At 47.3% G+C, this 26,565-nt stretch carries 29 protein-coding genes, 1 other RNA gene and 1 riboswitch; of the genes, 27 read left to right on the forward strand and 3 right to left on the reverse strand.

From position 1 onward, the window contains the following. Positions 1 to 46: 46 nt before the first annotated feature. From smpB to IQ294_RS11990, 8 genes are all read left to right on the forward strand, one after another. Positions 47 to 511, forward strand: coding sequence for an SsrA-binding protein SmpB (smpB, locus tag IQ294_RS11955; RefSeq protein WP_203334285.1), 465 nt, complete (start codon positions 47 to 49; stop codon positions 509 to 511). Positions 512 to 598: 87 nt separating this feature from the next. Beyond that, positions 599 to 952, forward strand: a transfer-messenger RNA (tmRNA) gene (gene ssrA / locus IQ294_RS11960). Between the two features lie 148 nt (positions 953 to 1,100). Next, positions 1,101 to 2,198 (forward strand): hypothetical protein, encoded by a 1,098-nt coding sequence (locus tag IQ294_RS11965; RefSeq protein WP_203334286.1) that lies wholly within the window; start codon positions 1,101 to 1,103, stop codon positions 2,196 to 2,198. A gap of 24 nt (positions 2,199 to 2,222) precedes the next feature. Further along, positions 2,223 to 2,447, forward strand: a complete 225-nt coding sequence (locus tag IQ294_RS11970) for a dihydrofolate reductase family protein (RefSeq protein ID WP_203334287.1) — start codon at positions 2,223 to 2,225, stop codon at positions 2,445 to 2,447. Further along, the gene (locus IQ294_RS11975; protein WP_203334288.1) at positions 2,429 to 2,767 is read left to right on the forward strand and encodes a dihydrofolate reductase family protein; all 339 of its coding nucleotides are present in this window, start codon (positions 2,429 to 2,431) and stop codon (positions 2,765 to 2,767) included. Before IQ294_RS11970 ends, IQ294_RS11975 begins: the two co-directional genes overlap by 19 nt. Before the next feature lie 113 nt (positions 2,768 to 2,880). Beyond that, positions 2,881 to 3,951 carry an aldo/keto reductase gene (locus tag IQ294_RS11980; RefSeq protein WP_203334289.1) on the forward strand — a complete coding sequence of 357 codons (1,071 nt, stop codon included), beginning with the start codon at positions 2,881 to 2,883 and terminating at the stop codon, positions 3,949 to 3,951. Between the two features lie 173 nt (positions 3,952 to 4,124). Then, positions 4,125 to 5,621 carry a glycine betaine uptake BCCT transporter gene (locus IQ294_RS11985; RefSeq protein WP_203334290.1) on the forward strand — a complete coding sequence of 499 codons (1,497 nt, stop codon included), beginning with the start codon at positions 4,125 to 4,127 and terminating at the stop codon, positions 5,619 to 5,621. A 76-nt stretch (positions 5,622 to 5,697) separates the two neighbouring features. Continuing rightward, positions 5,698 to 6,576 carry a 5'-3' exonuclease gene (locus tag IQ294_RS11990; RefSeq protein ID WP_203334291.1) on the forward strand — a complete coding sequence of 293 codons (879 nt, stop codon included), beginning with the start codon at positions 5,698 to 5,700 and terminating at the stop codon, positions 6,574 to 6,576. 5 nt (positions 6,577 to 6,581) lie between these two features. On the opposite strand, the gene IQ294_RS11995 is transcribed toward IQ294_RS11990, so the two are convergent. The 3 genes from IQ294_RS11995 to IQ294_RS12005 all read right to left on the reverse strand — a co-directional run bounded on the left by IQ294_RS11995 (position 6,582) and on the right by IQ294_RS12005 (position 8,060). Continuing rightward, positions 6,582 to 7,097 (reverse strand): cysteine peptidase family C39 domain-containing protein, encoded by a 516-nt coding sequence (locus IQ294_RS11995; protein WP_203334292.1) that lies wholly within the window; start codon positions 7,095 to 7,097, stop codon positions 6,582 to 6,584. A gap of 27 nt (positions 7,098 to 7,124) precedes the next feature. Next, positions 7,125 to 7,589, reverse strand: coding sequence for an STAS domain-containing protein (locus tag IQ294_RS12000; RefSeq protein ID WP_203334293.1), 465 nt, complete (start codon positions 7,587 to 7,589; stop codon positions 7,125 to 7,127). Positions 7,590 to 7,739: 150 nt separating this feature from the next. After that, positions 7,740 to 8,060 carry a thioredoxin family protein gene (locus IQ294_RS12005; protein WP_203334294.1) on the reverse strand — a complete coding sequence of 107 codons (321 nt, stop codon included), beginning with the start codon at positions 8,058 to 8,060 and terminating at the stop codon, positions 7,740 to 7,742. A gap of 239 nt (positions 8,061 to 8,299) precedes the next feature. Between IQ294_RS12005 and IQ294_RS12010 the strand changes: the two genes are divergently transcribed. The 19 genes from IQ294_RS12010 to sufB all read left to right on the forward strand — a co-directional run bounded on the left by IQ294_RS12010 (position 8,300) and on the right by sufB (position 26,561). Then, positions 8,300 to 10,684: a 3-hydroxyacyl-CoA dehydrogenase NAD-binding domain-containing protein gene (locus IQ294_RS12010; protein WP_203334295.1), complete on the forward strand. Its 2,385-nt coding sequence runs from the start codon at positions 8,300 to 8,302 to the stop codon at positions 10,682 to 10,684. Between the two features lie 27 nt (positions 10,685 to 10,711). Further along, positions 10,712 to 11,887, forward strand: a complete 1,176-nt coding sequence (locus tag IQ294_RS12015; RefSeq protein WP_203334296.1) for an acetyl-CoA C-acetyltransferase — start codon at positions 10,712 to 10,714, stop codon at positions 11,885 to 11,887. Between the two features lie 205 nt (positions 11,888 to 12,092). Continuing rightward, on the forward strand, positions 12,093 to 13,874 hold the full coding sequence (locus IQ294_RS12020) for an acyl-CoA dehydrogenase FadE (protein ID WP_203334297.1): 1,782 nt from the start codon (positions 12,093 to 12,095) through the stop codon (positions 13,872 to 13,874). A gap of 95 nt (positions 13,875 to 13,969) precedes the next feature. Continuing rightward, positions 13,970 to 14,326: an arsenate reductase family protein gene (locus tag IQ294_RS12025; RefSeq protein WP_203334298.1), complete on the forward strand. Its 357-nt coding sequence runs from the start codon at positions 13,970 to 13,972 to the stop codon at positions 14,324 to 14,326. Positions 14,327 to 14,404: 78 nt separating this feature from the next. Further along, a complete protein-coding gene (gene gcvH, locus IQ294_RS12030; RefSeq protein ID WP_203334299.1) occupies positions 14,405 to 14,785 on the forward strand; it encodes a glycine cleavage system protein GcvH in 381 nt (126 codons plus the stop codon). 112 nt (positions 14,786 to 14,897) lie between these two features. Further along, positions 14,898 to 15,236 carry a toprim domain-containing protein gene (locus IQ294_RS12035; RefSeq protein WP_203334300.1) on the forward strand — a complete coding sequence of 113 codons (339 nt, stop codon included), beginning with the start codon at positions 14,898 to 14,900 and terminating at the stop codon, positions 15,234 to 15,236. Positions 15,237 to 15,242: 6 nt separating this feature from the next. Further along, on the forward strand, positions 15,243 to 15,554 hold the full coding sequence (locus IQ294_RS12040; RefSeq protein WP_203334301.1) for a thioredoxin family protein: 312 nt from the start codon (positions 15,243 to 15,245) through the stop codon (positions 15,552 to 15,554). Between the two features lie 49 nt (positions 15,555 to 15,603). After that, a riboswitch (SAM riboswitch) is annotated at positions 15,604 to 15,708 on the forward strand. An 87-nt stretch (positions 15,709 to 15,795) separates the two neighbouring features. After that, positions 15,796 to 16,821: a methionine ABC transporter ATP-binding protein gene (locus tag IQ294_RS12045; RefSeq protein ID WP_203334302.1), complete on the forward strand. Its 1,026-nt coding sequence runs from the start codon at positions 15,796 to 15,798 to the stop codon at positions 16,819 to 16,821. Beyond that, positions 16,814 to 17,482, forward strand: coding sequence for a methionine ABC transporter permease (locus IQ294_RS12050; RefSeq protein ID WP_203334303.1), 669 nt, complete (start codon positions 16,814 to 16,816; stop codon positions 17,480 to 17,482). Before IQ294_RS12045 ends, IQ294_RS12050 begins: the two co-directional genes overlap by 8 nt. A gap of 57 nt (positions 17,483 to 17,539) precedes the next feature. Next, entirely contained in the window at positions 17,540 to 18,385 is an 846-nt protein-coding gene (locus IQ294_RS12055) for a MetQ/NlpA family ABC transporter substrate-binding protein (protein WP_203334304.1), read from the forward strand. A gap of 465 nt (positions 18,386 to 18,850) precedes the next feature. Then, positions 18,851 to 20,017, forward strand: a complete 1,167-nt coding sequence (locus tag IQ294_RS12060) for a dicarboxylate/amino acid:cation symporter (protein ID WP_203334305.1) — start codon at positions 18,851 to 18,853, stop codon at positions 20,015 to 20,017. Between the two features lie 104 nt (positions 20,018 to 20,121). After that, a complete protein-coding gene (locus IQ294_RS12065; RefSeq protein ID WP_203334306.1) occupies positions 20,122 to 20,649 on the forward strand; it encodes a hypothetical protein in 528 nt (175 codons plus the stop codon). A 194-nt stretch (positions 20,650 to 20,843) separates the two neighbouring features. Further along, positions 20,844 to 20,999 (forward strand): YuzK family famiily protein, encoded by a 156-nt coding sequence (locus IQ294_RS16535; RefSeq protein ID WP_489884381.1) that lies wholly within the window; start codon positions 20,844 to 20,846, stop codon positions 20,997 to 20,999. Continuing rightward, complete coding sequence (locus IQ294_RS12075; protein ID WP_203334308.1) at positions 20,992 to 21,144, forward strand: hypothetical protein; 153 nt, start codon at positions 20,992 to 20,994, stop codon at positions 21,142 to 21,144. Before IQ294_RS16535 ends, IQ294_RS12075 begins: the two co-directional genes overlap by 8 nt. 233 nt (positions 21,145 to 21,377) lie before the next feature. After that, a complete protein-coding gene (sufC, locus tag IQ294_RS12080) occupies positions 21,378 to 22,160 on the forward strand; it encodes a Fe-S cluster assembly ATPase SufC (protein WP_349291358.1) in 783 nt (260 codons plus the stop codon). An 18-nt stretch (positions 22,161 to 22,178) separates the two neighbouring features. Next, positions 22,179 to 23,483, forward strand: coding sequence for a Fe-S cluster assembly protein SufD (sufD, locus tag IQ294_RS12085; protein ID WP_203334310.1), 1,305 nt, complete (start codon positions 22,179 to 22,181; stop codon positions 23,481 to 23,483). Continuing rightward, positions 23,483 to 24,712, forward strand: a complete 1,230-nt coding sequence (locus tag IQ294_RS12090) for a cysteine desulfurase (RefSeq protein ID WP_203334311.1) — start codon at positions 23,483 to 23,485, stop codon at positions 24,710 to 24,712. Before sufD ends, IQ294_RS12090 begins: the two co-directional genes overlap by 1 nt. Next, a complete protein-coding gene (sufU, locus tag IQ294_RS12095) occupies positions 24,702 to 25,142 on the forward strand; it encodes a Fe-S cluster assembly sulfur transfer protein SufU (protein ID WP_203334312.1) in 441 nt (146 codons plus the stop codon). The genes IQ294_RS12090 and sufU overlap by 11 nt, the downstream gene beginning before the upstream one ends. 21 nt (positions 25,143 to 25,163) lie before the next feature. After that, positions 25,164 to 26,561: a Fe-S cluster assembly protein SufB gene (gene sufB / locus IQ294_RS12100; RefSeq protein ID WP_203334313.1), complete on the forward strand. Its 1,398-nt coding sequence runs from the start codon at positions 25,164 to 25,166 to the stop codon at positions 26,559 to 26,561. The last annotated feature ends 4 nt before the right edge of the window (positions 26,562 to 26,565 follow it).

A 26,565-nucleotide genomic window follows, 5' to 3' on the forward strand; every position in this document is an offset into this window, starting at 1 on the left:
GAGCGGCTCACGGGCCGCTCTTTTGGACTAATTTGAGGTGGAAGCAATGGCAAAAGGATCAGGCAATGTAATTGCCCAGAACAAAAAAGCCGGCTTTGATTATTTTATCGAAGAAACGATGGAAGCCGGTATTGTGCTGCAAGGCACGGAGATAAAATCTGCACGAAACGGCAAAGTGCAGTTGAAGGATGCTTTCGTCCGCATACGCGGCGGAGAAGCGTGGATTTCAAATATGCACATCAGTCCGTATGAACAAGGGAATATCTTTAACCACGACCCGACCCGATCACGGAAATTGCTGCTGCATAAAAAACAGATTCGTGAACTCGAATCCCATTCGAAAGAACAGGGGGTCACAATCGTTCCGCTCAGAATGTACTTGAAGGACGGTTTCGCAAAAATTCTGATCGGTGTGGGTAAAGGGAAGAAAAACTATGACAAGCGGGAAGATCTGAAACGGAAAGACGCCAAACGGGAAATTGACCGTGCGATGAAAGAACGCAGCCGTTAAGCTTGAAGTCTGACTATCTTTGTCTTATAATAGGTTTAGAACCAAAGCACGATTGAGTCACACTCTCTCCGTGTCTTCTTATAATGAGGGGACGTTACGGATTCGACAGGGATGGCCAGGGCTTGGGTTGCGCGTCGGAGGGTCGGCTCCGTCATAAACGCACTTATAACAACAGGCAAAACAAACCAAAACCTAGCATTCGCAGCGTAAGCTCGGATCTGCTCTATGTATCCATCGCCCATGTGGCTGTGTAGAGCTCAACTTTAGTGGGATACGGTCGGCAGTGCAACTTGAGCTGTCGGCAGGAGATTTTCAAGTTAGCGCACATGACGCCTGCTTATCGGCATAGTGCTGCGCGAAATTCAAATGGATAAGCTACACGCGTAGATGCTCAAGTAGCTGAATTTCTGGACGCGGGTTCGACTCCCGCCGTCTCCATAGATTTTATGGAGCTACATAGGAACGCCAAGACCTTTTCGGAGGTTTTGGCGTTTTTTTATGCAATTTTTTTTGTGAAATAGAGCTGCTTAATTTATACTGAATATTAAGATAATTAAAGCCGATTGATTCAGGAAAGGAGCTGCCATAAATGCCGCCCATAGATTCCAAACAGGACCTTTTGATAAAACTCTTCTGGCTTACTGCAATATCATTGATCTTGATGGGCGGGTTACATATGGCGTTCTTTAACAAAGGAGATTCCAACATTATTTCCTATACTGACTGGGATAAATTATTTTATTCGCCTATACAGGCGTATGTATCTAATGGACAATGGAATGCTTCAAGCTCAACAGTGAATATACGCTCGGCTCATTTGCATCCTTTCAGTGCGGATTCGGTCTGGAACACTGCACTTGGAACGGGAGCGAGTTTTGAGGAATATTCCGGCAGGCGAAATATTGATTTCCGCACCGGACCTTCATATATCAACAGTGCCAACGGATACGGTATAGAGATGAACGTGGCGCAGCCTTCTGATCCTCTTCGCAGAGTCAGCCATTCGGAGGGGAAAGGGCTATATGTTCACCGGATCCCAGAAAACGCCATGATTGCAGAAGGAACTGATGCAAATCTGAATGTCATAGACGGAAGATATGTCTATGAATATTGGGTGGTGAAAAGAATGGGCGACGGCAATTACAGTGCCCGTTTCGGAGAGCGCACAGATTTGCTGGGCTCAGGGATTGGAGGCGGGATACGAGCGGCACGATTCAGTACGAATGCCGGATTGATCCGCCAATATGAAGTGGAGAACTTGCACATTCCTCATGTTCTGGCCATGGCGCTGCCGGGGTCAGCTCTGAAAAAAGGCTGGGTCTGGCCAGCAGCTGCCGAGGACGGGGAGAATGATGATTATACAGGATCGATTGCAATGGGATCGCTGTTCGCCATCCCGCCGGAAATCGACTTGAATAAGATGGGCCTGAGTCCGGAAGGCATGATGCTTGGCCGTGCTTTGCAGGATTACGGAGCATACGTCAGTGACCGTGCTGACCAGGTCGCCTTATTCGCTTCAAGTGATGTGGAGAGACAGATGCCGGATCAATTCAGGCGCATGCTGGCCGACTTCAATGATGTTCTCCGGGCTGAAATGCGCCTGGTTACAAATAATATGCAATTCAATGTCGGTGGTGGCGGATTGCGGCGGCAGCCTCCTGCGAGTGCTTTGATCGGCTGGCCGTAACCAAAGTGAAGAGGAGTGGAATGGATGGCGAAAACCGTATGGGGCATGGTCATGTCTGTCGATGGATTCATCAGTGACCGGGAAGGAAGTCTCTCGAAACTCTATCCCAGTTTTGAACCGAACGATGAAATCAATGCAGAGATGGCCAAGACCGGGGCAGTTGTCATGGGACGTAATAGCTTTGAGATGGCGGAAGACACAGATAGCTATGCTGACGATTATGAATTCAGGTGCCGCTGTTTATCCTGACGCACGTGCCTCCGTCCAGGCATCCGAAGGAAAATGAAAATCTTACAATCACTTTCATTACGGACGGCATCGAAAACGCCATCCGCCAGGCGAAAGCGGCTGCCGGAGAAAAGAATGTGGTAGTGTTGGGTGCCGGCACAGGGCAGCAAGCCGTAAAAGCCGGGCTTGTGGATGAATTGCAAATTGGGATTGCCCCGGTTATTTTGGGGCAGGGTCTGCGCTTTTTTGACCATCTCGAAGAACTGGAAATCGAATTGGAGAAAATACGCGCAATCGAAACTGCGAAACAAGTGGAAATCTGGTACAAAGTTTTTCACTGAAGGCATTATTCAGCCATGGAACCGCTAAAAAACTATTTCGTTTTACTGAAGGGCGGGACGGGTAAATAGCCATTGTTGACACTAACTTTCAAAATTTTTTTGAGGAGGATTCCATGGATACTATTTATCTGGGAAATTCAGGCCTGCGTGTGCCGAAATATATTCTGGGAACGATCCCGTTCAGCGGGACAAACGGTTTTGAAGCTGCCGGTGATGTGAAGGAAGACGAAGCACGCCGAATGGTGGATATGGCGCTTGATGCAGGCATCAATATGTTCGATACCGCAAATCTTTATTCGGAAGGGGATGCGGAAAAAGTCCTCGGAGCGGCGATCAAAGGGCGCCGCGATCAGGTGCTGTTGACGTCGAAGACTGGGTTTCCGATCGGTGACAACCCGAACGCCCGGGGAGCTTCGCGCAATAATATCCTGAGGTCGATCGATGAATCGCTGGAGCGGCTGGGTACGGATTACCTGGATCTGTATTTTGTGCATTTATGGGACGGTCAGACGCCGGTTGAAGAAACGGTGGAAACGATGGACAATCTCATCAAATCAGGGAAAATACGCCATTGGGGTGTCTCCAATTACAGTGGATGGGCGCTGGCGAAAACGCACACGTACGCGAAGATGGCCGGTTTTATTCCGCCCATCACCCAACAGATCTACTATACGCCGGAAGCGCGGGAAGCGGAATATGAGCTACTTCCTGCCGGCACAGAGCTTGGCGTCAGTTCGATGATCTGGAGTCCGCTCGGCGAAGGTCTGCTGAACGGCAAGATCGGCAGAGGAAAAGAGGCGCCGGAAAATACACGCCAGGGTGCGGGCTGGGGCGAACCGTGGGTGCAGGATCAGGAGCGCCTCTATGATGTGATCGAGGCGCTGGAAGAAGTCGCGGCGAATCATGATGCCTCCGTTCCTCAAATTGCTTACGCCTGGGTCCGGGACCGTCCGAACGTCGGCCCGGTCGTCATTGCTGCAAGAAATGAGGGGCAGCTGAAAGAAAATATCGCCTCTTTCGATATTCAGCTCACTCAAGAAGAGCATGACCGGATCGAATCCGTTGCGCGTCCTGCCCCTCTTTATCCAAACTGGCACCGTGCGATGAATTCACCGGAGATGGGGACCCCATCTGAAATTAATTACTTGAAAAAATACAGGAAATCGATGGGGATCGATGACTGAATTTCCCGAAAAAGAGCACAGCAGCCTCAGAACTTTGACGCTGCTGTGTTTTTTTGTTTTAATAAGAAACTTGGGCACCTTCGGCAGGTGATAAATTTTGTTTTGATGAAATTTGGTTAGGGTATTGATAGAGGTAAACTGTTCTTATACATAAACGAAAGGGGGACAACTTGATGAAGAAAGTTACCAATGTATTTTGGATTGCGCTGGTTCTCGTCCTTTTGGCGTCAGCCTATGGTGCGCTGGCACCGACCAATTTTGAAAAAGTCACAGGCAATATCGTGGAAACTCTGACATCTTCCTTCGGCTGGTATTATTTATTGATCGTTTCCATCATGGTATTGTTTTGTATATTTTTCCTTGTCAGTCCGATGGGGCAAGTGAAATTGGGGAAAGACAGCGATAAACCGGAATTTTCTTTCGGCTCATGGGTTGCCATGCTATTCTCCGCAGGGATGGGGATCGGCCTTGTATTCTGGGGAGCTGCCGAACCGCTGTCCCATTTTGCGATTGATCCTGCCACTGCAGAACCGGGCTCTGCAGAAGCTTTTAAAGAATCTCTCCGGTATACATTTTTCCACTGGGGGATACACGCTTGGGCGATATACGCAGTTGTGGCCTTGCCTCTCGCTTATTTCCAGTTCCGAAAAGGTGAACCCGGCTTGATATCAGCTACATTAAAACCGCTTTTCGGCGACAGCATGAAAGGTCCGTGGGGGATACTTGTGGACGTGATCGCTGTGTTCGCCACAGCAGTCGGAGTCGCAACAACACTCGGCTTTGGTACCATTCAAATTAACGAAGGACTGGCTTTTTTAATCCCTGGTGTGCCGAGTGACAATTTCACAGTACAGATCATCATTGTCATTGTGGTAACCGTCCTGTTCCTGATTTCTGCATGGAGTGGACTCAGCAAAGGGATAAAGTATCTTTCGAATACGAATATGGTGTTGGCCGTTATCCTGTTCTTCCTCGTTCTCATCCTTGGGCCGACATTGCTAATCTTGAATATGTTTACGGAAACACTCGGCAGTTATTTCCAGAACCTGGTTGGAATGAGTTTCCGTTCGGCTCCGATTAATGGAGAAAACCGTGCATGGATCGATGGCTGGACGATTTTCTACTGGGCATGGTGGATTTCCTGGGCACCATTTGTCGGTATTTTCATCGCGCGTATCTCAAGAGGGAGAACTATCCGCCAATTCCTTTTTGGTGTATTGTTGATTCCGACCATCATTTCGTTTATCTGGTTTTCAGCTTTCGGCACAACGGCGATGGATACACAAAACAGTGGAGTCGACCTGACAGGGCTGCTCACTTCAGAGACATTATTTGGTGTCTTTGAAACGTTGCCATTTGGTATCATACTGTCGGTGATCGCTATCCTGCTGGTCGCTATTTTCTTTATCACTTCAGCCGACTCAGCAACATTTGTGCTGGGGATGCAGTCGACAAACGGCTCTCTGCATCCGTCCAACTCGATCAAACTGGTCTGGGGGATTTCACAGTCCACTATTGCAGTGATCCTGCTGTCAGTCGGCGGACTCGATGCCCTTCAAACTGCGCTGATAATTGCTGCGTTTCCGTTTTCATTCATAATGCTGATGATGATGGGATCGTTCTATAAAGCCTTGAATCAGGAATATAAAACCATAAAACGCAAACGCTAAAACCGCCGCTTCGGCGGTTTTTTTGCTTCCAAAGAGGTATAATGGAGAGAGTGTCTATTGAAGGGTGAGGATTTAGATGAATGAAAGACCGCATGTACTATTGGTGGATGGCATGGCTTTATTGTTCCGGTCATTTTTTGCGACTTCAGCTGTCGGCCAGTATTTCAGAACAAGCGAAGGGCTCGCGACAAATGGGGTACAGGGATTTACACGCCACGTGCTCGCTGCGAAAACCATGATGAAGCCGACGCATATGGCCGTGTGCTGGGATATGGGTGCGCATACGTTCCGGACGGATATGTTCGATGGCTATAAAGCGAACCGGCCGGCGCCGCCTGAAGATATGCTCCACCAATTCGATCTGGCGAAAACAGTATCTGAACAATTGGGGTGGCAAAACTTCGGGGAGAAAGGGATCGAAGCGGATGATTTCATCGGCTCGTTCACGAAGCAGTGGGAAGATGAAGTCGACTTCACCATCATCACAGGTGATAAGGATATGCTGCAATTGCTGAAGCCTTCCGTCAAAATCGCGTTCATGAAAAAAGGATTCCATATATACGATGAGTATACCGAAGCGCGTTTCCGCGAAGAATACGGCATAGCACCTGCCCAGTTTGCAGATGTCAAAGCATTTATGGGGGACGCAAGTGACGGATACCCGGGTGTCAAAGGGATCGGGCCGAAGACGGCATTGCAGCTGATCCAGAAATACGGTTCGACGGAGGGTGTGCTTGTGGCTATCGAAGAACTCAAGCCGGCGCAAAGGAAAAAAATCGAAGAGAATAAACAGATGCTTCTCCTGTCCAAAGAATTGGCAGAGATCAAATGTGATATCGAACTTGATATTCCGTTGGATCAAATTGCCGTTCCAAAATACACGCCGGACCATATCCGCCTGTGCGAAGACCTGCAATTGAATCTGCTGGCACGCCAGCTGGAAAAAAGCATATAAAAAAATCAATCCGGATTTACCGGAATGATTTTGACGAAGCTCAGATAAGAGCGGTGAGACATATAGGAAACTGTCCGGATTTCACTCGGGCGGTTTCTTTTTCCGTTGTCATGGAAGTACAGGATGACGTCCCCGTCCTTTTCTTCAAAGCCGATGACCGGAACCCAGTGGTAGTTGAACATTGGTTTGGAAAACCAGCGGAATGTGAAATAGCGGTCGAATTTCATTGCCAGTGGCCGGCCTTCCACCAGTTCCTGTTTCACTTCGGAAATCGAACGGGTTTTTTCCAGCCGGTAATCGTTGCCGGCGAGCTTCCGGAAATTACGCATCAGCCTCCAGGTGAACAGGCCGATCGAAGTTGCACCAAGCAATTTATATACGGCGTTGACCGCGAGTTCGGACTTTTCATGGAAGCGGTGAATGGCTGCCGCCGTCACCGGCCCGCATGCGGAACCTTGTAATTTATCATCAATCGCAAGGTCATACTGGGACATGCCTTCAAATGGCAGCAGGACTTTCAACGCGTTCGCCTCCGTTCATGGTCAGCGTTATTTTGAAGACAGGCTTTCGTCTTTTTCATTCAATAATTCTTTCAAAGCGGCACGGAAGGACTGATAGACTTCCAGGTCCACCTGGATGCCGGCGTGAACGATTTCACGGACGAAGCGCGGATTGAATCCGACATAGATCGGGCGAAGGCCCATCAGCTTCAGGGAATTGTTCAGCGCTGTCAATTCGTTCGCCAGCTCATTGTAATCGAAAGTCTGAACATCTTCGGACTGGACGCCGGTAAAGTCAAAAACGACACATTCCGTTTCCCGGTGTTCCCCGGCATGCTGAAGTGCTTTATTGCGGATCAGTTCAAAACGCTCGGATGAAATGATTCCGGCAATCGGCATCAGGATCGTCTTCGGCACGATCGAAGGAATGATAGGAGCGGACATATTTTTTATAACCATCTCATAATATTTTACAAGGTCTTTCAATTCACTGATTTCTTTCTGATGGTCCATGGTGACACCTCATTCTATTTAATATTTTTATTATACAATAAGAGGAGCGGAAGTGCCCGTGCAGGGGAAGTAAAAGAGAAGAGGAATAAGAGCATCAGAGGTTTCGGACAGGTACCTGGTTTAGACAATAAAAAAAGAATAGGCAGAAGCCTATTCCGGTTGTGCTGCTAAAAAGCCCGTTACATCTTCAGGAGATTTTGCATTTGCGCTGTGGAGATGCGCCGTTTTTTCGCCGTTTTTGAAGATCAGCAAGCTCGGGATGCCAATAACTTCATATTGGTCTGCAATTTCAGGAAGTTCGTCGCGGTTCACATCGAACCATTGATAATTATTATATTCTTCGATGATCGGATCGATGAACATATCCATGCGGGTGCAATCCGGGCACCAGCCAGCTTGGAACTTGACGATAACCGGTTTATCTCCGGAAATGATTGTCTGGAAATCTTCAGTTGTATGGATCGGTTTCATAAATTTTCCCCCTGCTGTTTCTATAATAGTAGTGAATGAGCGACCAGGCTCAACATATATAGTGTACCTGTCATCGCTTATTTCGCAAAGAAAAGAATCCTGGCGGGCAAAAAATATAACGATTAAATATTGCGAAAAAAAGGAAAATAACTTACACTAAAGGATATAGAGAACGTTCTATTTTTTTTATCATAAAAATGAATGAGGATTCATTCAAAAAATATGAGGAGGGTTTGCTAGTGGCATACCAAATTAGAAAAGCAGCTGTAATCGGGTCCGGTGTCATGGGTTCAGGCATTGCAGCGCATCTTGCAAATATAGGGATTCCGGTATTATTACTGGATATTATTCCACGTGAAATGACAGAAGCGGAACAAGCTAAAGGTCTGACATTGGAAGACCGTGCGGTTCGCAACCGAATTGCTTCAACATCCATCCAAAAATTACTGAAACAGAAACCGGCTCCTCTGACAGCCAAAAAGAATTTAGATCTTATCACAGCGGGCAACCTTGAAGACGACATGGAAAAACTGGCAGATGTCGACTGGATTGTTGAAGTGGTTGTCGAAAATCTTGATGTGAAAAAATCATTATATGAAAAGATAGATGCTGTAAGAAAGCCGGGAACGATCGTATCTTCCAACACATCGGGCATTTCGATCGACGCGATGGCAGAAGGCCGTTCAGATGATTTCAGCAGACATTTCCTCGGCACTCATTTCTTCAATCCGCCACGCTATTTGAAGCTTCTGGAAGTGATTCCTGCGGCAACGACAGCTCCTGAAGTGGTCGAGTTCATGACGGCTTTCGGCGAAGATGTACTGGGGAAAGGTGTAGTTATCGCAAAAGACACGCCGAACTTCATTGCCAACCGCATCGGAACATATGGTTTGCTTGTGACTTTACGTGAAATGCAGAACCGGGGCTATTCGATCGGTGAAGTGGATTCCGTAACCGGACCATTGATTGGGCGTCCGAAATCAGCGACTTTCCGTACACTTGATGTGGTAGGCCTGGACACGTTCATGCATGTGGCGAAAAACGTCTACGACCAAACGGAAGGCGAAGAGCAAAAGGTCTTCGAAGCTCCTGAATTCATGAAGAAGATGGTCGAGAATGGCTGGCTGGGAGCTAAGTCAGGACAAGGATTCTTCCTGAAGAAAGATAAGGAAATCCTTGAACTGGATCCGGCAACTCTGGAGTACCGCGCTGCCGGTAAATTGAAAACGCCTTCACAGGAAATGGCGAAAGCCCAAAAAGGCTTTTCAGCGAAGATGAAAACACTTGTTTATGCTGATGACCGCACGGGTGAATTATTGTGGAATATCCTCGCACCGGTTCTTCGTTATTCTGCACAATTAAACGGTGAAATCGCAGACGATATCGTCGCGATCGACAACGCAATGAAATGGGGCTTCGGCTGGAACCAGGGACCTTTTGAAATCTGGGACGCAATCGGAGTGAAGAAATCCATTGAAAAAATGAAGGAAGAAGGACTTGAAATTCCGGCGTTCGCCCAGAGTTTGATCGACAGCGGAAACGAAACCTTCTATAAAGAAGTGGACGGCGATCTTCATTTCTTCAACGGTTCAGCGTACACAGCTGTGCCGGTCAATGAAAAAGTGATTGACCTGAAGCGCTATAAGAAAAAACACGGCGTCATCAAATCGAATGCAGGTGCAAGCCTGATCGACCTTGGAGACGGCATCGCATTACTGGAATTCCACTCGCAGTCAAATGCGATTGGCCTGGATATCATGCAGATGATCAACTTCGCGATTGATGAAGTGGAAGCGAATTATAAAGGGCTTGTCATCGGCAACCAAGGCAAGAATTTCTGTGTCGGCGCAAACCTCGGCATGATTCTGATGGAAGCTCAGGATGATAATATTTTTGAACTCGACTTCACGATCAAAACGTTCCAGAACGCGATGATGAAAATCAAATACAGCTCTAAGCCGGTAGTGGCAGCACCATTCGGCATGTCTCTCGGCGGAGGAGCGGAAGTGGCGTTGCCGGCAGCACACATCCAGGCTTCGATGGAAACTTATATGGGCTTAGTGGAAGCAGGCGTCGGGCTGATCCCGGGCGGCGGCGGAAACAAGGAACTCTATATGAAGCATTTGAAAGGCATGCCGAATGGCATCGACTTCGATTTGCAGAATGTCGCAAGCAAAGTTTTCGAATCGATTGCCATGGCAAAAGTTTCGACTTCTGCGGAAGAAGCGCGTGAAAACAACTTCCTGAACTTTGTGGATGGCATCAGCGTCAACAGCGACCATCTGATCTATGATGCAAAACAGGCTGCCTTATCATTATATGAAAACGGCTACCAGGCGCCGAAACGTGAAAAAGTGCCTGTTACCGGTGAACCGGGATACGCGACTTTATTGCTGGGGGCCGAAGGGATGTTCCTGTCGGGCTACATCAGCGAATATGATCTGAAAATTGCGCAGAAACTGGCATTTGTACTGGCAGGAGGAAAGGTCCCTTATGGCACGAAAGTGGATGAGCAATATTTGCTGGACCTTGAGCGCCAGGCATTCCTGAGCTTAGTGGCTCAGCCGAAAACGCAGCAGCGCATGCAGCATATGCTCGTAAAAGGCAAACCGCTGCGCAATTGATGGAAAGATATTAAAGGAGGAAATAATATGCGCGAAGCAGTAATCGTGGCCAGTGCCAGAACACCGGTCGGAAAAGCGAAAAAAGGTTCTCTTGCATCAGTGCGGCCGGATGATTTCGGTGCACTCGCTGTACGGGAAACATTAAAACGGGCAGGCGGATACGACGGCCCGATAGATGATTTGATCATGGGCTGTGCCATGCCGGAAGCGGAACAGGGCATGAATATCGCCCGCAACATCGGAGCGTTGGCAGGCTTGCCAGATACGACGCCGGCTGTCACAGTCAACCGTTTCTGTTCCTCAGGCCTTCAGACAATCGCCTACGCAGCGGAACGCATCATGGTGGGCCATGCGGAAGCGATCATCGCCGGCGGTGTGGAATCGATGAGCATGGTGCCGATGATGGGGAATGTCATCCGCCCGAACGCGAAATTGGCGGAAACGGCTCCTCAATACTATATGAGCATGGGACATACAGCGGAACAGGTCGCGACCCAATACGGCGTCAGCCGTGAAGACCAGGATGCTTTTTCTGTCCGCTCACATGAGAAAGCGGCAGCGGCCATTGAAAAAGGCCATTTCGTGGACGAGATTGTGCCAGTTGAAGTGACAAAGCGTTTTGTCGATGAGAACAATAAATATCAGGAAAAAACTACAATGTTCGAAATGGACGAAGGCGTCCGTCATGGCACCTCCATCCAGACTTTGAACAAATTACGTTCAGCATTCTCAGCCCGCGGGTCTGTTACAGCGGGCAACTCCTCCCAGACATCCGACGGCGCAGGCGCGCTGCTTGTCATGGACCGTGAAAAAGCGGAAGCATTGGGATTAAAACCGATTGCAAAATTCCGTTCATTCGCTACTGGCGGCGTACCGCCGGAAGTAATGGGGATCGGGCCGATCGAAGCGATTCCAAAAGCGTTGAAGCTTGCGGGACTCACAATTGAAGACATCGATGTATGGGAATTGAATGAAGCATTTGCTTCCCAGTCACTTGCGGTCATCAGAAAACTGAACCTCGATATCGATAAAGTGAACCTGAACGGCGGAGCGATCGCGCTTGGCCATCCACTGGGTGCAACCGGTTCAATCCTGACAATCCGCATGATGAGTGAACTGAAGCGCCAGGGCAAACAATTCGGCGTAGTCACAATGTGTATCGGCGGAGGAATGGGCGCGGCAGGCGTCTTTGAAATGCTGTAGGACATTTTCAAATAACAATACCTGAATAACAGAACGCAGATTTGCAAGAAGATGAAGCGAAAGACGGCGACTCCTGCGGGAGCAAGAGCGAGTCCTGAGACCCCGCAAGGAGCAACGCGACTGAGGAGGCTCAGGCAGCTCCCCGCGGAAAGCGTCCGCCTGCAGCGAAATCTTCCGAGCAGATTAAAAATAGGAGGAATATAAAATGTCAGAATCAAAAACATTGATCAAAGGCGGAAGCTTTTTACTAGGAGACGCAGATTTGTCACGCGTATTTACACCGGAGGATTTCACGGAAGAACATAAGATGATTGCTAAGACAACTGAGGATTACGTAAACACAGAAGTGATGCCGGTTGTCGAAAACCTTGAAAACCACGAATTCGAACACTCCGTACGCCTTTTGAAAACAGCAGGCGACCTTGGATTATTAGGCGCTGATGTTCCTGAACAATACGGCGGTTTGGGGCTTGATAAAATCGCTTCCGCTTTGATTGCGGAAAAAATGTCCAAAGCGGGCGGATTCTCGATCACTCACGGAGCACATGTCGGTATCGGTTCATTGCCGATCGTCCTTTTCGGTAACGAAGAGCAGAAACAAAGTTACCTGCCGCGCCTTGCAACGGGTGAAATGATCGCTGCCTACGCATTGACTGAGCCAAGTTCCGGTTCTGATGCACTTGGAGCAAAAACAACTGCTAAATTGAACGAAGCAGGAACTCATTACATCCTGAACGGTGAAAAACAATGGATTACAAACGCTGGTTTCGCTGACGTATTCGTTGTTTACGCGAAAATCGACGGAGAGCAGTTCTCTGCATTCATCGTTGAGCGCGAATTCGCTGGCGTTTCCGTTGGACCGGAAGAGAAGAAAATGGGGATCAAATCATCTTCGACTCGCACATTGATCCTTGAAGATGCAGAAGTGCCTGTTGAAAACCTGTTGGGTGAAGCGGGACGCGGACACATCATCGCCTTCAACATCCTGAATATCGGCCGCTATAAATTGGGAGTTGGCACAATCGGAGCTTCAAAACGCGCGATGGAGATCACGATTCCTTACACAAACCAGCGCCAGCAGTTCAAGACGCCAATTTCATCTTTCAACTTGACACGTGAAAAACTGGCGACGATGGCATCTCAATTGTATGCACTTGAAAGCTCTGTTTACCGTACTGTCGGTTTGTTCGAAGACCGTATGAGCGGATTCACGGACGAAGAGCATGCAAACGGGAAGCTGGTAGCTGATTCAATCGCTGAATTCGCAATCGAATGCTCGATGAATAAATTCTTCGGAACTGAAACATTGGATTATATCGTCGATGAAGGCGTTCAATTGCACGGTGGTTACGGCTTCATGCAGGAATACGAAATCGAGCGCATCTACCGCGACTCGCGCATCAACCGTATTTTCGAAGGAACTAACGAAATCAACCGTCTGCTTGTTCCTGGAACGCTATTGCGAAAAGCGATGAAAGGCGAATTGCCGCTATTGCAGCACGCAATGAAACTTCAGGAAGAATTATTGATGATGATGCCTGAAGAAATCGGTACAGAAGCTTTGGCTCAGGAAAAATACCTGGTCACTAACGCGAAGAAAATCGCGATTCTGGCGGCTGGCCTTGCGGCGCAAACTTACGGCACGAAATTGGAGCAGGAGCAGGAAGTTCTTGTGAATATTGCTGATATCGTGAGCAATGTGTTCGCAATGGAATCTGCAGTTCTCCGCACTGAAAAAGCGATTGCCGCTTCAGGTGAGGAAAAAGCGAAACAAAAACTTCTTTATACGCAAATTTATTGCCAGGAAGCTTTCGACAAAATCGAAAAAGATGCGAAAGAAACATTGATTGCAGCAATCGAGGGAGACAATCAGCGCATGATGCTTTCAGCATTACGCAAATTGACCCGTTCAACGCCTTACAATGTGATCGCGAAAAAACGCGAAGCAGCTGTGAAGTTGGTCGAAGCTGAAAAATATGTCGTTTGATAAATGGACAATATGGAGCGCAGCCAATAAGGCTGCGCTTTTTCTTCGACCATAATCACCGGCTTTGATAAGATGGAGACATGAAGGAGGCTATGATGATGATTGATTTTTATTGGTACCCGAAATGCAGCACATGCCAGAAGGCGAAGAAATGGCTGACAGCGAACGAAGTGGACTTCGAGGCGATTCATATCGTCGATACCCCACCGTCCAAAGATGAACTGAAGGAGATTGTGGAGGGCAGCGGCATTGATATTAAGAAATTCTTCAATACCAGCGGCCAGCAGTACCGTGAGCTGCAGCTGAAAGACAAGCTGCCCGAAATGTCGGAAGATGAAAAGCTGGAATTGCTCTCTTCGAACGGCATGCTGATCAAAAGGCCGCTTGCATGGGACGGGAAAAAGGCGACACTCGGATTCAAGGAAGAGGATTATAAAAACACTTGGTCCTAATGGATTTGGAATCTTGTAATTGCGCCACTATTATGTCAAACTGAAGTTGAAGCTACTACATATTTTGGAGGCGTTTGGATGAGCACACCACAAGAACTTCGTTATTCAAAAGAACATGAATGGGTTAAAGTTGAAGACGGTAAAGCACGTATCGGCATCACGCATTTTGCGCAGGCTGAACTTGGGGATATCGTTTTCGTTGAATTGCCGCAGGTCGGTGATGAACTGAAAAAAAATGAACCATTCGGCAGTGTAGAATCAGTTAAAACAGTGTCAGAACTTTATGCGCCTATCAGCGGTAAAGTTGTCGAAGTCAACTCTGAACTGGAAGACAGCCCTGAATTCGTCAATGAATCTCCATACGAACAAGCTTGGATGGTTGTGATCGAAGCACCTTCTGAAGATGAGATCAATGAATTGATGGACGCTGACCAATATAAAGAAATGACGAACGAATAATACCTGGAAAGCGCCTGCAATTCGGCGCTTTTTTCATTCCTGAAAGTTGGCTGGGATCATTTGGGATCTTGCCTGCTTATATCATTCTATAGAATCAGCGGGGTGTTGGTTTATGGGAAAAGTGATTGTGGTGGAAGGGATTTCAGATAAGAATAGAATTGCGCCGCTCATTGCAGAATCCGTGACGATTATCTGCACAAATGGTACAGTAAGTGCAACCAGGCTCGAAGAATTGCTGCTGCCGTTCGAAGGGCAGGACATCATCATCCTGGTGGATGCGGATAAATCCGGGGAAAAACTCAGGAAACTGGTTAAACGCGAGTTTCCTGAAGCACGGCATTATTATATAGACCGGACTTATAAGGAAGTAGCGACTACACCTCTCCGTATTCTTGTGGATGTTCTGATTGCAGCCAATGTCCGGGTCAATAACCTGTTAACCGAAGGATGAACAATAATGGAAGAATGGAATCACAAAGACTGGACCAAAGCCAAAAATACAAATAAGGTATCCGCCTATTATTTATATACTCCCATGTGCGGAACGTGCCAGCTGGCATCGAAAATGCTCGATGTCGTGATGGCGGCAATGCCCGGCTTGAAGATCGGGAAAGCCAATTTGAATTATGTGCAGGAAATCGCTTCGTTGTATGAAGTGGAAAGTGTCCCGTGCCTATTGATAACGGAGGACGGCAAATTGAAAGAAAAGATTTACGCTTTCCATTCTGTGCCTTATTTATATGAAAAGTTGAAAACAGTTGACGAATAAAAGAAGGCGTGTTAAATTTAATTCCTGAACAGCGAACTTAATAACGTAACTCTTATGCAGAGAGGTGGAGGGGAGTACCCGATGAAGCCCGGCAACCGTCACGCGAGTGAAATGGTGCCAAGTCACACAAAGCAAATGCTTTGGAAGATGAGAGAACGGTTTCCGTATATATTTTTACGCATGCCCTTCTGCTCATTTTTGAGCAGAAGGGTTTTTTATTTTGAAACAGGAGTGTGTATCCATGATTGAGTTGAAGCAATTAACGAAAATATTCGATACCGGTAAAGCCAGCTTAACGGCAGTGGATGATGTGAATTTATCAATTGCTGACGGAGAGATCTTCGGCATCATCGGGTATAGCGGGGCCGGAAAAAGTACATTGATCCGTCTATTGAATGGACTTGAAAAACCAAGTTCAGGCAGCGTGGATATTAACGGACAGGTGATCACTGCGATCAAAGGGGCTGAGCTGCGAAAAGCCAGACAAAAAGTGAGCATGATTTTTCAGCATTTCAATCTGCTCTGGTCCCGTACAGTGCGGGAGAATATTGAATTTCCGCTTGAAATTGCCGGCGTGCCCAAAGAGAAAAGGACGGCAAAAGTGAAGGAGCTTGTTGAACTGGTCGGCCTTGACGGCAGGGAGAATGCGTATCCTTCGCAGCTCTCCGGAGGACAGAAGCAGCGCGTAGGAATTGCCCGGGCGCTTGCCAATGACCCTGAAGTACTGCTTTGTGATGAAGCGACTTCGGCACTCGATCCGGAAACGACAGATGCCATCCTGGATCTATTGGTTGATATCAATAAACGCTTGGGATTGACGATTGTCCTGATTACGCATGAAATGCATGTCATCCGGAAAATCTGTCACCGGGTCGCTGTCATGGAAGGCGGCCGGGTTGTGGAACTTGATGATGTACTCAGCATTTTCCAGGCACCCAAAGAGCAGATCACGAAACGTTTTGTGGCACAGGTCACGGAAACTGAAGATTCCGCGGCAACGATCAAGAATCTGCGTGAACTTTACCCGAGTGGTGAACTGGTGAAACTGATTTTTGTCGGAGAGCAGGCGGAACAGCCGATCCTGACGAAATTGATCCGTCACTATCCGGTTGAAGTCAACATCGTGCAGGGCGATATTTCCCACACGCAGCGCGGTGCATACGGCACGCTCGTTCTTCAGTTGAAAGGTTCGAAACAGGAAATCTCGGATGCCCTCCTGTTCCTGGAACAAGAGAAAGTACAGACGGAGGTGATGGCAAATGATTGAGTCATTATTTCCGAACGTCGACTGGGAAAAAATGTGGGAAGCCACAGTAGAAACTTTGTATATGACAGCGATGTCGACTCTCTTCACTTTTGTGATCGGCATCGTCCTCGGCATCATTCTATTTTTGACAGCGCCGAAGCAATTATGGGCCAATAGAATCGTCAACTGGCTGACGGGCGTTTTCGTCAACGTGTTCCGGTCCATCCCGTTCATCATTCTGATCATTTTGCTGATTCCATTTACGAGCTTCCTGATCGGAACGATCCGCGGACCGAATGCGGCATTGCCGGCATTGATCATCGGAGCGGCTCCATTTTACGCGCGCTTGGTATTGATCGCATTCCAGGAAATCGATAAAGGCGTGATTGAAGCAGCCCGTTCAATGGGGGCAACGACATGGACGATCATTTGGAAAGTTCTGTTGCCTGAATCAAAACCCGCATTGATCTCCGGCATCACTGTGACCTCAATCGCACTTGTTGGCTATACGGCGATGGCGGGTGTAATCGGAGCGGGCGGTCTCGGAACACTGGCCTTTCTGGACGGTTTCCAGCGCAGCCGTCCGGACGTTGTATTGATGGCCACCATATTAATCCTGATCATCGTATTCATCATCCAATTCATCGGGGACGCAGTAACAAGAAAAGCTGACAAACGCTGATAACGGAACTTCCGTTAACATAAAAAAATATCACTAGAGAAAAAGGAGATTACACACATGAAGAAATTAGCAGCAGGAACATTATTCGCAGTATTGGCATTGGCAGGATGCGGTACCGACAGCAACGAAACAGGAACTGATACGACTTCGGGCAGTTCAGGGGAAACGGAATCGACGTCCATTAAAGTGGGTGCATCAAACGTGCCGCACGCAGAAATTTTGGAACAGGTTCAACCGATTCTTGAAGAGCAGGGCATCGAACTTGAAATTGAAACGTACCAGGATTATATTTTCCCGAACCAGGATCTTGAATCCGGCGAAATAGATGCAAACTACTTCCAGCATATCCCGTATTTCGAATCACAAATTGAGGAAAACGGCTATGATTTCGCAAATGCTGGAGGGATCCACATCGAGCCGATCGGGGTTTATTCACAGGAATATGATTCATTGGATGAACTTCCGGAAAACGGCACGATCCTGATGAGCAGTTCAGTAGCAGATCATGGCCGCATCTTGTCCATGCTGGAAGCGCAAGGCTTGATCACACTGGCAGAAGGCATCGACAAAACAAAAGCTGAAGTAAGTGATATTACGGATAACCCGAAAAACCTGCAATTTGAAACAGATTACGAAGCGGCTCTATTGGTGCAAATGTACGAGCAAGGTGAAGGTGATGCAGTTCTGATCAACTCCAACTACGCAATTGATGCCGGCATCAGCCCGCAGGAAGATTCAATCGCACTTGAAGATTCAGATTCACCGTATGTCAACATCATCGCTGTCCGTTCTGGCGATGAAGACAGCGAAGCGGTTCAAGCACTAGTGGAAGCATTGACTTCCCAGGAAATTCAAGATTTCATCATGGAAGAATGGGGCGGCTCTGTCGTTCCTGTGGAATAAAGAAAAGCGACGGCACCCGTTCAGCTCTGAAAGGCATAAGGCGGAACAGCGGAGCGGCAACAGCCGAGCAGCTGGAATGATTTATGACCCGAGGAGCTGGGTCGCCGGAGTCTGGACAATAAAGAAAAGCGACGGCACCCGTTCAGCTCTGAAAGGCATAAGGCGGAACGGCGGAGCGGCAACAGCCGAGCAGCTGGAATGACTTCTGACCCGAAGAGCTGGGTCGCCGGAGTCTGGAGAATAAAGAAAAGCGACGGCACCCGTTCAGCTCTGAAAGGCATCCTCCGGGGTGCCTTTTTTATTTTTAAAGATAAGCCATATTTAGTTATGGAAGGAAAAGGTTTTCTGCAATAATATAAAAAACGGAATATTTCGTGTATTGATGAAAGGCTTATCTTATTGTCCTATCTGTGGTAATTTAATAGCTATTACGAAAAACATATGTACATCCAGGGAGGACAGGACATGAAAATCAAATTTGGTTTATTGCCAAGAATCATAGTGGCGATTGCATTGGGAGTTCTTATCGGTTCGTTTGCACCAGAAAATCTGGTGAGGGTTTTTGCTACATTCACGGCGATATTCGGAAACTTCCTGAATTTTGTCGTACCTCTGATCATCCTGGGTTTTATCGCACCCGGAATAGCGAAACTTGGAAAAGGTTCAGGCAGGCTTCTGGGCGTTTCAACAATGGTGGCTTATGGTTCTACTGTATTGGCTGGTGTCTTTGCTTTTGCAGCAGCGATGATCATACTTCCAGGATTCATGGAAGGGCGCACGCTTGCGAACCTGGATGATCCGGAGCATGCTTTGGCCAAAACCTTCATTGAACTGGAGATGGCTCCCTTATTTGGCGTCATGTCAGCATTGATCCTTGCTTTCTTGCTGGGAATCGGCATGGCGGCTACCGGCAGTAAAGTGATGGCTTCGTTCTTCGATGAATTCCAGGCGATCATTGAAAAGACGATTTCAGTGGTGATTATTCCGTTATTGCCTTTCTATATATTCGGCATCTTTGCGAATATGGCATATGGCGGCGCAGTAATGGAAATCCTTTCACTATTCGGAGTGGTGTTCGTTCTGATCATCGTCCTCCACTGGCTGATGCTGCTGCTGCAATACAGCGCAGCAGGTTCTCTGATGAAACGGAACCCATTCCAGATGATTAAAACGATGTTGCCGGCTTATTTCACGGCACTTGGGACCCAATCTTCAGCCGCCACAATTCCTGTCACACTTCGCCAGGCACGAAAGACAGGGGCGGACGAACGGATAACCGATTTTTCCATACCATTGTTCGCAACGATTCATCTGTCAGGAAGTACAATCACGCTCGTTTCATGCTCCATCGGTGTCTTGCTTTTGACAGGCCAGACTCCTGACTTCGGATCTTTCTTCCCGTTCATCCTGATGCTCGGAGTTACGATGATCGCAGCCCCTGGCGTACCGGGAGGGGCTGTAGTCGCAGCGATTGGATTGCTGACTTCAATGCTTGATTTCGATCCGACGATGGTTGCTTTGATGATCGCCCTTTATATGGCTCAGGACAGTTTCGGCACAGCCGCAAACGTAACCGGCGACGGAGCTTTGGCTAACATTGTCGACCGCTTTACGAACGGACGGAAAGTTTAGAATACTGATTGAATTCATTGCATTCCGGTTATTTCCAACTCTCTATACGCTTCGTTAATGCTATGGTAATATATCGAAGTACTTTAGACAGAGGGGGAAATACCATGAAGAAATTATTGGCCATCGGCTTATCATCCTTACTATTCTTGAGCGCCTGCGGGTCGGATGAAACAAAGGCACCGGAAGACGCCGGCAATGGTGGAGAATCTTCGGCTGCAGATAAAACTGAAGCGAAAAGAGAGTTAATGAGATTCTATATGGCTGTGCCGAACGCGATCAACGAAGTGGACGGCGAGCTGAATATGTTCGAGCAGCAACAGGAAAAAGATTTGCTTCCTGAAGGCAGTGAACTGGCGGAGCTGAAAGAATCGGCAGGGATTTCTGCTGAAGAAACTGTGGCAGTTGTAGAAACAATTGAAATTCCGGAATCGCTCAGCGGCAATGAAGAAAAGATTCAATCCGCTTTGGATTTGATCGCGGAATCATACAAGCTGAAAGCAGGGGCTCTTGCAGAAGAGGAAACATCTTTTGAACCTGCCAATGAGAAGTTCAGCGAAGCTGATGAAATTTTCAATGCGCTTTTGGTTGAAAATGAATTGATTCCTTCCAGCCTCCAGAATGAAGTGAATTAATAGATTAGGAAGCCCGGCATGCAATTGCCGGGCTTTTTCTTATATTTTCCATTAACTGGGACAATAGGTCCATTTTAGAAAGAATGTGCCGATCAACGTTTATGCCGGTATGAGTGGGGTATAATTGATAATGAAACGAAATCTGAAAGGGATGATTTATTATCGATTCACACGGTATCGAGCATACTGAAAAGATGGAACAGGCATTCAGGAGTGCACATGGATACGGAATTGACGAGTATCAGAATGACCCGGAAAAGATTGTAGAAGTGGAACAGCGCAGAGAACGTGATTACAACAATAGTCAACGGATCGTGTCTCATATGGAGCGCCAAGTACATCGTGATTAATAAAATCGATGAATATGAAATGCTGAAAGCCGGTGCCTGGTGCACCGGCTTTTTATGGTGGATGAAGGGCAAGGGGGATCTATGGTTCCTGGTATTGATCGGTTCGCTGTTCTGCCTTATAGTATTCAAGGCAGAACAGGCATAGGCACTTTACTCAATGAAATCTATTCTCATTTATATGCTTTTCATTGAAAATGAATTTTTTGCTGGATTTTAGCTGAATGTTAAGCTCACCACTTAGGAAATCCAGACTTTTTAATTGTTTTCCGACTTAATTTAGAAGCGGTTTTATGATTTGCCAGAGCAGTCGATATCGGTTAAGATTAGAATGATACTAATTTAGAATGGTTAACCATTCAACATTAACTATATGGAGGTATTTACATGTCAACTTTGGTCATCAAGGATTTACACGTTGAAATCGAAGGTAAAGAGATTTTAAAAGGTGTAAACTTAACTATTAATACAAGCGAGATCCATGCAATCATGGGTCCGAACGGTACGGGTAAATCCACATTGGCATCAGCCATCATGGGCCACCCTAAATATGAAGTGACTTCCGGTTCCATCACATTGGACGGCGAAGATGTTCTTGCTATGGAAGTGGACGAGCGCGCTCGTGCCGGCCTATTCCTTGCAATGCAGTACCCGAGTGAAATCTCAGGCGTAACAAATGCTGACTTCATGCGCTCCGCGATGAATGCACGCCGTGAAGAAGGCGATGAAATTTCATTGATGAAATTCATCCGTGAACTGGACAGCAAAATGGAAGTCCTTGATATGGATCAGGACATGGCTCAACGTTACCTGAACGAAGGATTCTCGGGCGGGGAAAAGAAACGCAACGAGATTCTTCAGATGATGATGATCAAACCGACAATCGCTGTATTGGACGAAATCGACTCCGGTCTTGATATCGATGCATTGAAAGTCGTTTCTGAAGGCATCAACCAGATGAAGGGCGAAGAATTCGGCTGCCTGATCATCACTCACTATCAGCGTTTGCTGAACTACATCACACCAGACCACGTTCACGTTATGATGCAGGGCCGCGTTGTTAAATCCGGTGGTGCTGAACTTGCGCACAAACTGGAAGCGGAAGGCTATGACTGGATCAAACAGGAACTGGGCATCGAAGACGAGACAGTAGGACAAGCATAATTGAAGGGAGAGACTGGCATGACGGTTGAAACAAATTTAAAAATGACCGAGCAAGAGCTGCGCTCCTTTTCGGAAATGAATGGTGAACCTTCATGGTTTACTGAGCTGCGTCTTCGCTCGTTTGCAGAAGCGGAAACTTTGCCGCTTCCTAAACCAGATAAAACAAAAATTCTGAACTGGAACTTTACGGACTATCCGGTCCACACAGTGACAAGTTCCGCTTTTAATTCGATTGAGGATCTGACAGAGGATATCCGTACGATTGTCGACCTTGAACAGAAGAACCTTTATATTCAGCACAATAATACACCAGCATTCTCACGCGTTTCGGAAGATCTTGCTGCTAAAGGCGTCATCTTGACTGACATCTTTACAGCGCTTCGTGAACACGGCGACCTGGTGAAAAAATATTTCATGACGAACGGTGTAAAAGCGGATGAACATAAATTGACTGCACTTCATGCGGCATTGATGAACGGAGGAGCTTTCCTTTACGTTCCTAGAAACGTCGTGATCGAAGAACCGGTTCAAGTCGTGTTCTATCATGATGATGCAGATGCATCGCTATTCAACCACGTAATCGTTGTGGCTGAAACAAGCAGTAAAGTAACTTATGTGGAAAACTATTACTCGACTGTCGCGAAATCGAATGGTTTGGCGAATATCGTTTCTGAAGTCTTCGCAGAAGACAATGCACAGGTCATCTACGGCGCAGTGGATGTTCTGGCTGAAGGCTTTACGACTTACGTCAACCGCCGCGGCGTTGCCGGAAGAGATGCGAAAATCGAATGGGCACTTGGCCTGATGAATGACGGCGATACCATCTCGGAAAACGTGACACATCTGGTTGGCGACAACTCGATCGGTGACACGAAAACTGTGGTAGTCGGACGAGGCAGCCAAAAACAGAACTTCACAACGAAAGTTGTCCACTGGGGCAAGAATTCCGATGGCCAGATCTTGAAGCACGGAGTAATGAAAGATTCCGCTTCATCTATCTTCAACGGCATCGGTAAAATCGAACACGGTGCGACTAAATCGAATGCTGAGCAGGAATCGCGTGTATTGATGCTCAGCCCGACAGCCCGTGGTGATGCGAACCCGATTCTATTGATCGATGAAGATGATGTTACTGCAGGTCACGCAGCATCCGTCGGCCGTGTAGATCCTCTTCAATTGTATTATCTGATGAGCCGGGGGATTACAAAACAGGAAGCTGAACGTCTTGTTATTCACGGTTTCTTGGCACCAGTTGTAAATGTGCTGCCAATTGAAGGCGTTAAAAAGCAATTGACGGAGGTTATCGAAAGGAAAGTCCGCTAATGATCAATAAAGAGATAAAAAGTTATTTTCCTATATTGGATCAAGAGATCAATGGACATCCGCTAGTCTACCTGGACAGCGCGGCGACTTCTCAAAAACCGGTACAGGTGATTGAGGCATTGGAGAATTATTATAAATTCGATAATTCGAATGTGCACCGCGGCGTTCACACACTCGGCAACCGCGCAACGGAAAAATACGAAGGCGCCCGTGAAAAAGTGCAGAAATTCATCAATGCGAATTCCACGGAGGAAGTCATTTTCCTTCGCGGCACCACAACGGCCATCAACCTCGTAGCGCAAAGCTACGGGCGGGCTAATGTGGGTGAAGGCGATGAGATTGTCATCACTTATATGGAGCATCATTCGAATATCATTCCTTGGCAGCAATTGGCCAAAGAGCGTGGAGCGATTTTGAAATATATCGAACTTGAAGAAGACGGCACCATTTCACTGGAGCAAGTGAAAGCGGCAATTACTGAACGGACAAAAATCGTTTCGATGGTCTATGTATCAAACGTCCTCGGAACGATGAACCCTGTGAAGGAAGTTGCCCGCATCGCACATGACCATGGCGCAGTGATGGTAGTTGATGGTGCACAGGCTGCACCTCATCTGAAGATTGATGTCCAGCAATTGGATTGTGATTTCTTTGCGTTTTCAGGCCATAAAATGGCCGGTCCGACCGGAATCGGTGTATTATATGGAAAGAAAGCACTTTTAAATGACATGGAGCCGGTTGAATTCGGCGGCGAAATGATCGATTTCGTCGGACTTTACGATTCGACATGGAAAGAACTTCCATGGAAATTCGAAGGCGGCACACCTATTATCGCCGGTGCTGTTGGTCTTGGCGCTGCTATAGACTTCTTAAGTGAAATCGGCTTGGATGAAATTGAGAAGCATGAACATGAAATGGCGGCAATCGCCATGGAAAAGATGAATGGTATTGACGGCCTTCAAATTTACGGGCCGAAAGATCCTTCGAAGCGGGCGGGCATCGTCACATTCAACCTGAATGATGTCCATCCGCATGACGTAGCAACAGTGCTAGATATGAGCGGCATTGCTGTCCGAGCAGGACATCACTGCGCACAACCGTTGATGAAATGGCTGGAAGTATCGGCAACAGCCCGGGCGAGCTTCTATCTTTATAATGACGAATCGGATATCGACCGTCTTGTAGAAGGATTGCGCTCTGCAAAGGAGTATTTCAACGATGTCTTTTAAAAACTTAGATCAATTGTATCGGTCCGTGATCATGGACCATTATAAAACGCCGCGGAATAAAGGGACCATTGAAAATGACAGCATCAATATCGAGATGAACAACCCGACTTGCGGAGACCGCATTCATTTGACTCTTCAAGTAGAAGACGGCATTGTCAAAGATGCCAAGTTCGACGGGGAAGGCTGCTCCATTTCAATGGCTTCAGCATCCATGATGACCCAGGCGGTCAAAGGGAAAGAGGTAGAAACGGCTCTTGGGCTTTCTCAGACTTTCTCTGACATGATGCTTGGCAAAGATTATGATGATTCACTGGATCTGGGCGATATTGAAGCGCTGCAGGGAGTTTCACAATTCCCGGCGCGCATCAAATGTGCGACACTCGCCTGGAAAGCCATGGAAAAAGGTGTGCACGAGCAACAAAAATCGTAACACAAGAATGGAGGAACGATGATGGCGAAAAAAATGCCCGAAATCGATGATTATAAATATGGGTTCTCTGACAAGGACGTCTCGATTTTCCGCTCGAAACGCGGATTGACGGAAGATATCGTCAGAGAAATTTCCAATATCAAAAGTGAGCCTGAGTGGATGCTTGAATCCCGCTTAAAAGCTCTTAAAATGTTCTACTCTATGCCAATGCCGCAATGGGGTGGCGATCTTGCACCGCTGAACTTTGACGAAATCACGTATTACGTCAAGCCTTCGGAAGCAAGCCAGACTTCATGGGACGAAGTACCGGAAGAGATCAAACGCACGTTTGATAAACTTGGTATTCCTGAAGCGGAACAAAAATACCTTGCGGGTGTTTCTGCACAGTATGAATCCGAAGTTGTTTACCACAACATGAAAGTGGAACTTGAGGACATGGGCATCATCTTTAAAGATACGGATGCTGCGCTTCGCGAAAACGAAGACCTGTTCAAAGAATACTTCCAGACAGTCATTCCGGCAGCTGACAATAAATTTGCTGCACTCAATACGGCTGTATGGTCAGGTGGATCTTTCATCTATGTGCCGCCTGGCATTAAAGTGGAATCGCCGCTGCAGGCATATTTCCGTATCAACTCGGAAAACATGGGGCAGTTTGAACGCACATTGATCATTGTCGATGAAGGCGCAAGCGTCCACTATGTTGAGGGCTGTACAGCTCCGGTATATACAACAAACTCACTGCACTCTGCAGTAGTTGAAATCATCGTTAAGAAAGACGCATATTGCCGTTATACTACAATCCAGAACTGGGCAAACAACGTCTACAACCTTGTAACGAAGCGTGCATTCGTTGACGCTAACGGAACAATGGAATGGATCGACGGCAACATCGGTTCTAAATTGACGATGAAATACCCTGCAGTCTACCTGCGCGGTGAAGGCGCTCGCGGCATGACTTTGTCAATCGCGATTGCTGGTAAAGGACAGCACCAGGATGCTGGGGCTAAAATGATTCACCTGGCACCAAATACTTCATCTTCAATCGTTTCGAAATCAATTTCGAAACAAGGCGGTAAAGTATCGTATCGCGGAATCGTCCGTTTCGGCCGTAAAGCAGACGGCGCACGTTCAAACATCGAGTGCGATACGTTGATCATGGATAACGAGTCTACTTCAGACACGATTCCATACAACGAAATTCTGAATGACAACGTATCTTTGGAGCACGAAGCGAAAGTTTCGAAAGTATCTGAAGAGCAATTGTTCTACTTGATGAGCCGTGGTGTTTCTGAGCAGGAAGCGACAGAAATGATCGTTATGGGCTTCATCGAGCCATTCACTAAAGAACTTCCGATGGAATATGCGGTTGAAATGAACCGTTTGATCAAATTCGAAATGGAGGGGTCGATCGGTTAATCGA

Origin of the sequence: Planococcus beigongshangi (genome assembly GCF_016820495.1) — a bacterium.
GTDB lineage: Bacteria > Bacillota > Bacilli > Bacillales_A > Planococcaceae > Planococcus > Planococcus beigongshangi.